Consider the following 12396-nt stretch of genomic DNA (forward strand, 5'->3'; position numbering starts at 1 on the left):
CAAACCGTGGGATCAAACACCTAGAGCCCGGCCAACCCGTCCCAGACCAGCTTGACCCCGACCAGCGCCACCGAGGCATAGGTGAAGGGATAGAAGATGCTGGCGCGCATGTGGCGAACCACCCAGCCCCCGAGCCAGGTCGCCCCTACCGCCAGCGGCAGCATGGCTGCGGCGCGGGCCAGGTTATCGGCGCCGAACTCTCCCAGCGCGGCATAGGGGATCAGCTTCAGCGCATTGGTCACGGCAAAGAACATCACCGTGGTGCCGGTGAAGAGCTTCGGATCCAGCCGCAGCGGCATCATGTAGATCTGAAGGGGTGGCGCTCCGGCATGGGCGACGAAGCTGGTATAGCCGGCCAGCCCGCCCCAGAAGCGGGCGGCCGCCGGACGCGCGCCGGCAAGCGCGGTGCCCTGCCCCGTTCCGACAAGCGCGCGCGCCACGAAGGCCAGCGAAACCAGTCCCACGACCAGGCGCACCGCCGAGTCCGAGACCAGTTCGGCGCTGGCCCAGCCGATCCCGATGCCTGCGATCGCTCCGGGCATGATCCGACGCATGATCTGCCAATCGACCCAAGCCCGCCAGCTTGCCACGCTGACCACATCCATCACCACCAGCACCGGCAGCAGGATCGCCGCCGCAGTAACCGGGGGCATGACCAGGGCCATGAGCGGCACACCGAGCAGGCTCATGCCGCCGAGGCCGCCCTTGGAAAGACCGACCAGGACGACGGCCAGCGCGGTCACGGCCAGTTCGGTGGGCGATGCGAAGATGGTCCAATGCATTGCGGCATCCATGAAAAAGGCCCGGAGCGAGGCGCTCCGGGCCCAAAGCCTGGGGGAAGGTCAGGCTTTCTTGCTGCGGGCGTTCTGGCGGAAGGTATCGGCCACCACGGCGGCGACAATGATCACGCCCTTGACGATCTCCTGATAGAAGGCATCGACCCGCAGGAAGGTGAAGCCCGACATCATCAGCCCCAGGATCAGCGTGCCGATCACCGTACCGAAGATCCGCCCGCGCCCGCCGCTGAGCGAGGTGCCGCCGATCACGGCCGCGGCGATGGCGTCAAGCTCATACATCATGCCCATGCCGGCCTGCGCCGTTTCCGCACGGGCGGCGGTGACGATGCCGGCCAGCCCCGCCAGCAGCCCGGCGATGGCATAGACCTTGATCAGATGGCGCTGCACGTTGATGCCCGAGACGCGCGCCGCCTGCGGGTTGGCGCCGATGGCATAGGTGAACTTGCCATAGCGGGTATAGCGCAGGGCGATATGGAAGATCAGCGCCACCGCCAGGAAGATGAAGACTGGCCAGGCGCCCGATCCGATCGCGGCGAAGCTGTCCGTGGGAAAGCTGATCGGCTGGCCCTTGGTATACCATTTGGCGATGCCGCGCGCCGTCACCATCATGCCGAGCGTAGCGATGAAAGGCGGAATTCCGGTCAGCGCGATCAGCGCGCCGTTGATCATGCCGGCGATCAGCCCAAGCCCAAGCCCGACGGCCAGCGGCACCATGACCGGCAGGTCCGTCAGCGCCGGATACATGGCCCGCGCATAATCGCCCGACTGCGCCACGCTCATGGTGATCATCGCCGTCATGGCGACGACCGAGCCCGACGACAGGTCGATGCCGCCGGTGATGATGACCTGCGTGACGCCGATGGCGATGATGCCCACGACCGAGACTTGCAGGATCATGATCGTCAGGCGACGGGTGTTCATCAGAAAGCTCTGGCCCTGGAAGATCCAGCCCAGGATCTCGAAGACCAGCGCGACGGCGACCAGCACCAGCAGGATGTTCAACTCCTGCGGCAGCCCTCGCCGCTGTCGCTTGACGGGTTCGATCTGCACATTGTCCATGATAATATCCTCCTCGGGCGCCGCGCGGGCCTCAGCGGGCCGCCAGTTCCATGATTTTCACCTGGGTCGCCTCGGCCCGGTCCAGGATCCCGGTCATATGGCCCTCGTGCATGACCATGATCCGGTCGGACATGCCTAGAACCTCGGGCAGTTCGGACGAGATCATGATGACGGCGACCCCCTGCTGCGCCAGGCGCGAGATCAGCCGGTGGATCTCGGCCTTGGCGCCGACGTCGATGCCGCGGGTCGGCTCGTCCAGGATCAGGATCTTCGGCTTGGTCAGCAGCCAGCGTGCGATCAGAACTTTCTGCTGGTTGCCCCCCGACAGGTTCTCGATCCGCTCGTCGAGGTTGGGGGTCTTGATCCGCAGCTTGTCCTTCATCTCGAGACAGAGATTGGTCATCCCCCGCTCATCGACGCAGCCCAGCTTGACATGGCCTTCATGCAAGGCTGCGATCTGCATGTTCTCGAGGATCGTGAGCGGCAGGAAGCAGCCGGTCGCCTTGCGGTCCTCGGTCAGCAGCGCCATTCCCTCGCGCATGGCATCGGCGGGTGAGGCGATGGTGACATCGCGGCCGGCGATGCGGATCTTGCCCTCGGTGGCCGGCGTCACGCCGAACAGCGCCTCTGCCACGTTCGAGCGGCCCGAGCCCACCAGGCCGGCCAGCCCGAGGATCTCGCCGCGGCGCAGATCGAAGGTGATACCGTGGAAGGTGCCCGGCAGCGAGAGGTTCTCGACCGACATGATCACGTCGCCGATTTCGGCCTCCTCCTTGGGGAACATCTCGGTGATCTCGCGCCCGACCATCATGCGGATGATGTCGTCGCGGGTCACGTCGGTGCTGGTATGGGTGCCGACATATTTGCCGTCTCGGAAGACCGAGAACTCGTCGGCGATCTCGAACAGCTCGTTCATCTTGTGGGTGATGTAGACGATGGCCACGCCGCGCGCCTTCAGGTCGCGGATGATCTCGAACAGGTGGTCGACCTCGGTTTCGGTGATCGCCGAAGTCGGTTCGTCCATGATCAGCACCTGGGAACGATGGCTGACCGCCTTGGCGATCTCGACCATCTGCCGCTGCGCGACGGTCAGGGTGCTGATCTGCGCGGTCGGATCGATCTTGAGCCGAAGCTGCGCGAACAATTCCCGAGTCATCTGGGTCATCTTGCGGTGGTCGATCAGGCCGAGCGCATTTTTCGGCTCGCGCCGGATCCAGATGTTTTCGGCGACCGTCATCCAGTCCATCAGCGCCAGTTCCTGATGGATCATCGCGATGCCCTGTTCCAGCGCATCGAGCGGGCTGGACAGAACGACCTCCTCGCCGCGCAGGCGGATGGTGCCGCGGTCGGGCGTGTAAATGCCGGCGATGATCTTCATCAGCGTGGACTTGCCTGCGCCATTCTCGCCCATCAGCGCGTGAACCGAGCCCGGACGTAGCCGGAACTGCACATCATCCAGCGCCACAACGCCGGGAAACTCCTTCCGAATACCCTCGATTTCAAGGATATAGGGCAGGCTCTTTTCCTTGTAGCGTTCGATCGCCTCCAATGTGGTCTTCGAAACCATCTTCCCCCCGAAAGACTGTCAGGGGACGCGGCCCCCGGATTGAGGTCCGGGCATCCGGTGCGCGACCGAATGCCCGCCCGGATCAGTTCTGCGTCTTGTATTCCGCGACGTTCTCGGGCGTGACCAGCTCAAAGGGAACGGCCACGCGCGGCTCGAATGCCTCGCCGCGGGCGATCTTCAGGACGGTGTCCAGCGCACCCTCGCCCTGGCCCTTGGCGGACTGATAGACGGTGACATCCAGATCCCCCGCCTCCAGCGCCGCCAGCGCGTCCTGCGTGGCATCGACGCCGCCGACGATCACATCGTCCATCGAGATCCCCGATGCCTTGAGCGCCTGAATCGCACCAAGCGCCATCTCATCATTGTTCGAGAACACGGCATCGGGCTGCATCCCCGAAGTCAGCCAGTTGGTCATCAGGTCCAGCGCCGGGGTTCGCATCCAGTTCGCGGATTGCGAGTCGAGCACGTTGATGCCCTTGCATTCATCCGACTGCAGCACGCGTTCGACCGCCGCGGTGCGCCCGCGCTGCCCGGTGGTGCCAAGCTGGCCCATCAGGATGACGGCATCGCCCTCGCCGCCCATAAGCTTGCACATCTCGGTCGCCTGCAACTCGCCCGCCTGCTCTTCGTCCGAGCCGACCCAGGCCTGCTTTTCCGGGAACTCGTCCATGTTGGCGGGCAGCATGTTGACGAAGACCAGCGGCACGCCCGCCCGGTCGGCGATGCGGGACATGGCCTGGCCGGAATCGGCGTCGACCAGCATCACGATGATGCCGTCCACGCCCGAGGCGACGAAATTCTCGATCTGGGACTGCTGGCGGGCGATATCGCCCTGGGCATCCTCCATCTGCACGGTAACGCCCAGATCGTCGGCGTGGCGCTGGATGTTCTGACGCAGCACGGTCAGGTAGTTGTCGTCGAAGAGCGACATCGCAACGCCGATGGTCTCGGCCTGAACCGTGCCTGCCATCAGCGCACAGAACGCGGTGGCCGTCGCGAGTTTCTTGATCATGTGGGTCTTTCCTCCTCCTGCTACCTCCGTCCGATCTTCTCGCGTCGGACGAAGCCAAAACCTTGATGCGACAAGGCAATATCAAGCCGTTGGCAGAACCACTGTTCCGCCGCATCCATTCCGACCTGATGACGACCTCCCGCCATGTCCGAGAACCGTGAGCGATGCACGTTCGCATCTTGCCCCTGGCCTCCGCGAGCCAGGGATTCCCTGCCTCGACATTGACCATAGGCCCTCCGCAGCGTGATTGCAATAAAAATTGCAGATACGAAATACAGCAACAAACGCTCTCTTGCGCATGTTTACATGCGAGGCGTCAGCGGCCCCCCGCCTGCTGGCAGATGCTCGACCAACTGCTGGCAATAGCCGGTCGCCAGAAGACCGTCGCGGGCCGTCGCCATGTCCTTGCAGGGCCGGCCGGAACGGCATGCCCGCACCCAGGCCTGATCCTGCAAGCGATAGCTGTCGGCAAAGCGCCCGATCCAGTCGGACGAATATCCGGCCTGCATCGCACCGCCGCGCCGCAATCGCACCTGCGCCGGTTCGGCCATGGCCACCGTCCCCTCGCGGCCGACGATCTCGGCATGGACGTGGTAGCCATAGGCGGCGTTCATGAACATCTCGACCGAGACGACCGCCCCGCGATCCGTGTGCAATTCGGCCAGCAGCATGTCGCCAGCATCGCCAACCTGCGTCAGGCTTGCCGAGGTGTATTCGGTGTCCAGCAACCAGCGGCAGATGTCGATCTCATGCACCATGGCATTGGTAACGATCATCGAGCCGTCGAACCAACGCGGCGCCTCGAGATTGCGATGCACGCAATGCATCAGCAGGGGCGCGCCGATCCGGCCCGCGTCCAAGGCAGCTTTCATTTCGCGATAGGCGGGATCGAAGCGGCGCATGAAGCCGACGCTGACCAGGTTGCGGCCCGCATCGGCCTCGACGATCTCGCGGCATTGCGCGACCGTCGAGGCCAGAGGCTTTTCGCAGAGCACGGGTTTGCCCAGGCGTATGGCAGCCATGACCAATTCGTGGTGAGCAGCGTCAGGTGCGGCGACCAGCACCGCTTCGACCAGGTCGCTTTCGATCAGTTCAAGGCCCTCGGCAAAGACCTGCGCGCCATAGGCAGATGCGCCTGCCCGGCCCGGATCGGGGTCGGAAACCGCAACCAGCCGCGCCCCCGAAATCTCCTCGGCGAAAAGGCGGGCATGAAACCCGCCCATGACACCGGCGCCGATCACGCCAATGGCCAGGCTCATCTGCAATCCCTCCGCATGGCGAGATGGTTGGCTTCAGCGCGCCAGGTAGTCATCGACATTCTCGGGGGTCACGAGTTCGAACGGGATATAGACGGCGCGCTCTGCCAGTTCCTCACCCCGCGCCATGGCGGCGGCGACCTCCAGCCCCTTGCGCCCCTGCCCCGCCGCGTCCTGGAATACGGTCAGGTCGATGTCGCCAGCCTTCAGCGCCATCAGCGCGTCCGGCGTCGCGTCGATGCCGGCCACGACGACATCCTCGGGGTCGACCATTGCGGCCTTCAGCGCCTGTGCAGCACCGATGGCCATTTCGTCGTTATTGGCAAAGATCACATCCGGCGTCAGCCCGGCGGTCAGCCAATTCGAGACCAGATCCGAGGCCTTGCTGCGCGACCAGTCGGCGACCTGCATGTCCTCGATCTTCACGAAATCGCAGCCGGGCGTCTTGACGAAGTCCTGCACCGTCTCGGTCCGCACGCGGCCGGCCTGGATGAACAGGTCGCCCGCCAGGATGGCGCCTTTCGCCTCGCCGTTACCGATCTTTTCCTTGACGAGGCGGCAAGCCTCGGTGGCCTGGATCGTGCCCGCATCGACCTCACGCGAGCCGACGAAGGCTTCCAGCGGCCCGAGGCTCTCTACATTCGGCGGTTCGCGATTGATATTCACGATGGGAATGCCGGCATCGTTCGCCATCTTGTCCATCTGGGTGATCGCATCGGAATCCACCGCGACCACGATGATCGCGTCGACCCCGGACGAGATGAAATTCTGGATCTGGCTCAACTGCCGGGGCACATCGTTTTGCGCATCCTCGAATTGCAAGGTGACACCCTCGGCTCGGCCCGCCTCTTCGATGCCCTGGCGCAGAATGGTCAGGAAATTGTTGTCGAATTGCGCCATCGCGACGCCGATTTCCTGCGCCTGCGCACCGAATGCGGTCATCGCGAAAACGGTGGTGATCATCAGTCGTTTCATATAGTTCCTCCTCCTCGTGTTCTTCCGTCAGGCGTCGCAGGCGCAGGATACCCACGCCCCGCCTTCGGCATTCGAGCGGATCGCGGCCTGGATGAAGGCAACGCCCGCAGCGCCCTCCTCCAGCCCCGGATAGGCCAGCAGCCCGTCCGGCAAATCGCGCCCTTCGCGGCGGGCCTCGATGGCGATGGCAAATTCCTCGTAGAGATTGCCCCAGGCATCCGAGAGCGCTTCGGGATGGCCGCGCGGCATGTGGACGAAGCGCGCCGCATCCGACAGCATCCCTGCGCCATGCCCGCGCGAAATGCGGATATGCGGGGCATTGAAGGGTCGGTGCTGCAGGTATTCCGGGTTCTCCTGATCCCATTCCAGCGTGCCCTCGGTTCCCGAGATGCGGATGCGCAGCCCGCAACTGGCCCCCGCCGCCGCCTGCGAGATCAGCAGGGTGCCGGGCACGCCGCCCTCGAACCGACAGCTCATGAAGGCGGTATCCTCCAGGGGCTGATCGGCCCCCAGCCGGTGAAACTCGGCCCGCAGATCGGTCATGCGCAGGCCGGATACGAACTCGGCCAGATGATGGGCGTGGGAACCGATGTCCGCCGTAGTCGCGGCACCCCCCACCTTGGCGGGATCCTGCCGCCAGGGCGTGCCGGACCAGGCGGCATCGGCGGGCAGCAGCGCCATTTCCTGGAAATACTCGACATGGATCTGCATGACCCTGCCGATGGCACCTTCCCGCACCATCTGCCGGGCCTGCCGCACCATCGCATGGGCCGCGAAGGAATAGGTCACGCCGAAGATCAACCCGGTTTCGCGCTGTCTGTCGATCAGCGCCCGCGCCTCGACCAGCGTATTGACCAGCGGCTTGTCGCAGATCACGTCGATGCCCGCGTCCATGAAAGCCATGGCGACCGCGAAATGCAGATGGTTCGGGACGGTGATCGCCACCGCGTCGATGCCGTCCGGCCGCGCCGCCTCGGCCCGCGCCATCTCGCGCCAGTCGGTATAGCTGCGGTCGGGCTCCAGCCCCCAGTCGCGGCCCGATGCCAGCGCGACCTCGGGGCGCGACGACAGCGCCCCGGCGACGATCTGCCAGCGATCCGACAGCCGCGCACCCCGCGCATGGACCTGTCCGATGAACGCACCCGCGCCGCCGCCCACGACCCCAAGGCGCAGTTTGCGGCCCATGGCGGGGAAGGCCCCCGCGAAGTTGGCATTCTTTGACATCGACTTCCTCCTCGAAGTGATTCCCTGCCCTCTACGGCAATAGAAAGCGCGGATCGACCGTGATCGCAACAACTATTGCAATATTTCATGGATCGGTGTTTCTATTGCGGTGGAGGATTTCACATGCAGCAGAATCAGCAGCCGAACCCGCTTTGGCTGGATGGAATTGCACATGCCTATGGCCCGAACAGGGTGCTGAAAGGCATCAACCTGACGCTCGGCGCGGGCGAAGTGCTCGCCCTGGTGGGAGAGAATGGCGCCGGAAAATCGACGCTGATGAAGATCATCGCGGGGTATCTGCGTCCTGGCGAAGGCGAGGTGCGCTGGCAGGGCCAATCGGTGCCGGCCGACCCGCAAGGGGCAGAGGCCGCAGGGATTGTCTTGGTGCATCAGGAATTCGCCCTGATCCCTGACCTCAGCGTAGCCGAGAATATCGTGCTGGGGCGCGAACCGACCCGGATGGGCCTGATCGACTATGCCGCCATGCGCGCCGCCGCCCGCGACGCGCTGCGACTGCTGAATTCGGACATCGACCCGCGCGCCGGCATGGTGGGTCTGCCGGTATCGAGCTGGCAGATCGTCGAACTGGCCAAAGCCTTCGCCGCCCGCCCCCGCCTGTTGCTGATGGACGAGCCGACCGCCGTCCTGGGCGCGCGAGAGACCGAGGCGCTGTTCGCCCGTATCCGCGCCTTTGTGGCGGAAGGCGGTTCGGTTATCTTCACCTCGCACCGGCTGAACGAGGTTCGGGCGGTCTCGGACCGTGTGGCGGTCTTGCGCGATGGGGCGATCACGCTGGACCGGCCCGCTGCCGGGCTGTCCGAACACGACATTGCATCGGCCATGATCGGGCGCGAGATGGAGGATCTGTTCCCGCCGCTGCGCCCCCGGCCCACGGCCCCGCCGATCTTGGCAGTCGAGTGCTTGTCGGTGCCGCGCGACTTCGGCCCGCCGGTGCAGGACGTGTCCTTCGAGGTGGCGCCTGGCGAGATCCTGGGCATCGGCGGCCTGGTTGGCGCAGGCAGGACCGAGATGGTCGAGGGGCTGGTCGGCCTGCGTCCCGCGACGGTGCGACGCCTGGTCCTGCGCGGGACAGAACATCCCCTGCCCGACGCGGTCGAGGCATGGCGGCTGGGCATCGCCTACCTGACCGAGGACCGCAAGGCGCGGGGCCTGCTGCTGGCGGAAAACCTGGAGTTGAACACCAGCCTGACCTTCGGCGCGCTGACGGGAGGTGCGGTCATCGACCGGGCCGGCGACGCACGCCGCTATGCCGAGGCTCAGGCGCGCTATTCCATCCGCGCCGCCTCACCCAGGATCGCGGTCGGCCAGCTGTCGGGCGGCAACCAGCAGAAGGTGCTGATCGCCAAGACGCTGGCGCCCGACCCCGACGTGGTGATCCTGGACGAGCCCACGCGCGGCGTCGACATCGGCGCGAAAAGCCAGATCTACCAAGTGATCGCAGGGCTTGCCGCGCAGGGCAAGGCGGTGATCGTGATCTCGTCAGAATTGCAGGAGTTGATCGGTCTCGCGCACCGGATCCTGGTACTGGACCGCGGCCGCGTCGCCGGAACCGTCGCGCCGCCCGACGGCAGCCGCCCCACCGAGCGCGATATCCTCGACCTCGCGCTTGGCCTTCAGACACAGGACGCTTCGACATGATCCGCAACTTCCTGGGCCGGTTGGGCCCGCTTCTGGCGCTGGTGCTGCTGTTCCTGGCGGGCAGCCTGCTCAGCCCGACCTTCCTGACCTCCGAGAACCTGCTAAACGTGCTGACGCGGTCCTCGGTCATCGGCATCATCGCCATCGGCGCGACCTTCATCATCACCGCGCGCGGACTGGACCTGTCGGTCGGCGCTATGGCGGCACTGGTAGCGGGGCTGTCGATCCTGTGCATGAACGCGCTGCTGCCCATGATGGGCGCCGTCGGCGCGCTGATCCTTGGCCTGCTTCTGGCTTTTGCCTTCGGCGGCGCCGCCGGGCTGGTCAATGGCGGACTGGTGGTCTGGGGCCGCATCGACGCCTTCATCGTCACGCTGGGCACCATGGGAATCATGCGTTCGCTGATCACCTGGATGTCGGATGGCGGCTCGATCTCGCTGGACTTTGCCCTGCGCGGCGTGGGGCGACCGCTTTACTATGGCACGGTCCTGGGTATCCCGGTGCCGGTGCTGATCTTCGCGGCGCTGGCCATCCTGGGCGAGATCGCCATGACCCGGCTGCGCTTTGGCCGCCATGTCACAGCCATCGGCTCGAATGCCGAGGTCGCACGCCATTCCGCCATCCGCGTGGACCGGGCGCGGATGGCGACCTATGCGCTGCAAGGGCTGTGCGTCGGACTGGCGACGCTGATCTATATCCCCCGCCTCGGCGCCGTGACCCCTTCGACGGGGATGCTCTGGGAGCTTGAGGCCATCGCCGCCGTCATCATCGGCGGGACTGCTCTTTCGGGTGGTTATGGCCGGGTCTGGGGCACTGTCGCCGGCGTCCTGATCCTCGGCCTCGTCGCCAATATCCTGAACCTGACCAGCTTCGTCAGCCCTCATCTGAACGGCGCATTTCAGGGCGCGATCATCGTGATCGCCGTCTTCCTGCAACGTCGCAGCGCATCCCGATAACCTAAGGAGGAGAAAAGACCATGAAACTGACACGCCGCCTGATACTGGCCGCCGGCGCCGCCGGGCTTGCTCTGTCCACCGCCCTGCCCGCCAACGCCCAAGAAAAGACCGCCAAGATCGGCATCGCCATCCCCGCCGCCACGCATGGCTGGACCGGCGGGTTGAACTTCCATACCGAACGCAGCATCAAGGCGATGGAAGCGGCCTTCCCGCAGCTGGAATTCGTGCTGACCACTGCGGGCGACGTGCAAACGCAGGTCAACAACGTCGAGGACCTGATCGCCCAGCAGATCGACGCGCTGGTGATCCTGCCGATGGAGAGCGACCCGCTGACAGAGCCGGTCAAGGCCGCCAAGGATCGGGGCATCTTCATCACCGCCGTCGACCGCGGCCTGTCCGAGGAAGGCGTCGAAGACCTTTATGTCGGCGGTAACAACCCGCAATATGGCGTGGTTGCAGCCGAGTATTTCAAGTCGAAATTCCCGGAGGGCGGCAAAATCGTGGTGATGCGCGGCATCCCGACCGCCATCGACAATATCCGCATCGAAGCCTTCCAGAAGACGCTGGAGGGTTCGGGGATCGAGATCCTCGACATGCAATATGCCAACTGGAACCCCGACAAGGCCTTCGAGGTCATGCAGGACTACCTGACCCGCTTCCCCGAGATCGACGGAGTCTGGGCCGGCGACGACGACGCGGCGCTAGGCGCCCGCGCGGCCATCGAGCAGGCCGGGCGCGAGGAAGGCATGGTGCTGCTGGGCGGTTCGGGCATGAACCGGGTGATCAAGATGATCATGGACGGTGACAAGCTGATCGACGCCAATATCTTCTATCCGCCGACCCTGATTGCCCCAGCCATTGAGGTCACCGCAATGCGCTATGCCACGCAATCGCCCATCCGCGGCCGCTATGTCCTGGACAGCCCGCTGATTACCAAGGAAAACGCCGAGGAGTTCTACTTCCCGGACAGCCCGTATTGATTCCGAAACATGAAGCATACGAGGCGCGGGAGAGCTCACCGCGCCTCACGCGCGATATCCAGGTCACGGCTATTGCACAGACAGAGCCTGCATGACGCTTTCCATGGCTTTCACGACCATGTCGTGATCATCCTCCTGGGGCAAGCCCGACACGGTCACGGCGGCGACTACGCGCCCGTCTCGCAACCGGACCGGAAAACTGCCGCCGTGTGTCGCAAAATCTTCCGGCGGCATACCTTGTTCGGCACCGGGCGATGGGATGCCTTGCCGACGGAAATCCAGCCCGATCGCATAGGATGCACGATGACAGCGCAGGGTTACGTTGGATTTGCGCCGTGCCCAGTCGTCATTGATCGGGGCCGAACCTGGCAGCGCAGCATGAAACAGTGTCGCGTCAGGGGTGCGGATATTGACGACGACCGGAAGGCGTTCAGCGCGGGCCTTTTCAACAAGCGATTGCCCAATCAGCCAGGCGATCATTTCATCGAAGGCATCAAAACGCAGCCGCGCTTCCTCTGCGGCGATACGTTCCAGAACATCTTCATAGGGTCAGGACCCATTGATTTCAGGGTGGTGTCGTGATTCACGGTTCGAAAACGAGCGGTGAACATGTCTGATCTTTCCTGGCTGACAGATGCGCAGATGGCGCGCCTTGAGCCTTTCTTTCCGAAGTCACACGGCAAGCCTCGCGTAGATGACAGACGCGTCTTGAGTGGGATAATCTTCATCAATCGCAACGGCTTACGATGGCGTGACGCACCTGCCGCCTATGGGCCGCACAAGACGCTTTACAATCGCTGGAAGCGGTGGAGCGATAAGGGCGTCTTCGCCCGGATGATGACAGGTCTGGCTGCCGAACATGACGAACAGAAGACGGTCATGATCGACGCGACCTACCTCAAGGCCCACCG

12 protein-coding genes are annotated in these 12396 nt (G+C 64.6%); 4 read left to right on the forward strand and 8 right to left on the reverse strand.

Features of this window, described 5'->3' with window-relative positions; all coding sequences use genetic code 11:
- Positions 1-20 precede the first annotated feature (20 nt).
- The 7 genes from PARACOCCUSGL_RS0118310 to PARACOCCUSGL_RS0118340 all read right to left on the reverse strand — a co-directional run bounded on the left by PARACOCCUSGL_RS0118310 (position 21) and on the right by PARACOCCUSGL_RS0118340 (position 7890).
- Positions 21-782, reverse strand: coding sequence for a sulfite exporter TauE/SafE family protein (locus tag PARACOCCUSGL_RS0118310; protein ID WP_050804221.1), 762 nt, complete (start codon positions 780-782; stop codon positions 21-23).
- Positions 783-842: 60 nt separating this feature from the next.
- Positions 843-1856: an ABC transporter permease gene (locus PARACOCCUSGL_RS0118315; RefSeq protein ID WP_010400113.1), complete on the reverse strand. Its 1014-nt coding sequence runs from the start codon at positions 1854-1856 to the stop codon at positions 843-845.
- 31 nt (positions 1857-1887) lie between these two features.
- Positions 1888-3423 carry a sugar ABC transporter ATP-binding protein gene (locus PARACOCCUSGL_RS0118320; protein ID WP_010400114.1) on the reverse strand — a complete coding sequence of 512 codons (1536 nt, stop codon included), beginning with the start codon at positions 3421-3423 and terminating at the stop codon, positions 1888-1890.
- A gap of 82 nt (positions 3424-3505) precedes the next feature.
- Positions 3506-4435, reverse strand: coding sequence for a sugar ABC transporter substrate-binding protein (locus PARACOCCUSGL_RS0118325; RefSeq protein WP_010400115.1), 930 nt, complete (start codon positions 4433-4435; stop codon positions 3506-3508).
- Positions 4436-4737: 302 nt separating this feature from the next.
- Positions 4738-5694, reverse strand: a complete 957-nt coding sequence (locus PARACOCCUSGL_RS0118330; protein WP_010400118.1) for a Gfo/Idh/MocA family protein — start codon at positions 5692-5694, stop codon at positions 4738-4740.
- A gap of 33 nt (positions 5695-5727) precedes the next feature.
- The gene (locus tag PARACOCCUSGL_RS0118335; protein ID WP_010400120.1) at positions 5728-6666 is read right to left on the reverse strand and encodes a sugar ABC transporter substrate-binding protein; all 939 of its coding nucleotides are present in this window, start codon (positions 6664-6666) and stop codon (positions 5728-5730) included.
- A 27-nt stretch (positions 6667-6693) separates the two neighbouring features.
- On the reverse strand, positions 6694-7890 hold the full coding sequence (locus tag PARACOCCUSGL_RS0118340) for a Gfo/Idh/MocA family protein (RefSeq protein WP_010400121.1): 1197 nt from the start codon (positions 7888-7890) through the stop codon (positions 6694-6696).
- A 123-nt stretch (positions 7891-8013) separates the two neighbouring features.
- Here PARACOCCUSGL_RS0118340 and PARACOCCUSGL_RS0118345 point away from each other — a divergent pair, with 123 nt between their 5' ends.
- Genes PARACOCCUSGL_RS0118345 through PARACOCCUSGL_RS0118355 form a run of 3 tightly spaced genes read left to right on the forward strand, consistent with a single transcriptional unit; the run spans position 8014 to position 11485 of the window.
- Positions 8014-9549, forward strand: a complete 1536-nt coding sequence (locus PARACOCCUSGL_RS0118345; protein WP_010400123.1) for a sugar ABC transporter ATP-binding protein — start codon at positions 8014-8016, stop codon at positions 9547-9549.
- Entirely contained in the window at positions 9546-10505 is a 960-nt protein-coding gene (locus PARACOCCUSGL_RS0118350; protein ID WP_010400125.1) for an ABC transporter permease, read from the forward strand. The genes PARACOCCUSGL_RS0118345 and PARACOCCUSGL_RS0118350 overlap by 4 nt, the downstream gene beginning before the upstream one ends.
- A 20-nt stretch (positions 10506-10525) precedes the next feature.
- Positions 10526-11485 (forward strand): substrate-binding domain-containing protein, encoded by a 960-nt coding sequence (locus PARACOCCUSGL_RS0118355; protein WP_010400126.1) that lies wholly within the window; start codon positions 10526-10528, stop codon positions 11483-11485.
- 69 nt (positions 11486-11554) lie between these two features.
- Here the strand turns inward: PARACOCCUSGL_RS0118355 and PARACOCCUSGL_RS0118360 are convergent, their stop codons facing one another.
- Positions 11555-12019 (reverse strand): heme-degrading domain-containing protein, encoded by a 465-nt coding sequence (locus PARACOCCUSGL_RS0118360; RefSeq protein WP_029372690.1) that lies wholly within the window; start codon positions 12017-12019, stop codon positions 11555-11557.
- 75 nt (positions 12020-12094) lie between these two features.
- Between PARACOCCUSGL_RS0118360 and PARACOCCUSGL_RS0118370 the strand changes: the two genes are divergently transcribed.
- Positions 12095-12396: IS5 family transposase (locus PARACOCCUSGL_RS0118370; protein ID WP_010400129.1), on the forward strand; the 302-nt coding region annotated here is incomplete at its 3' end.

Origin of the sequence: Paracoccus sp. TRP (assembly GCF_000185925.1) — a bacterium.
GTDB classification, from domain to species: Bacteria; Pseudomonadota; Alphaproteobacteria; order Rhodobacterales; family Rhodobacteraceae; genus Paracoccus; species Paracoccus kondratievae.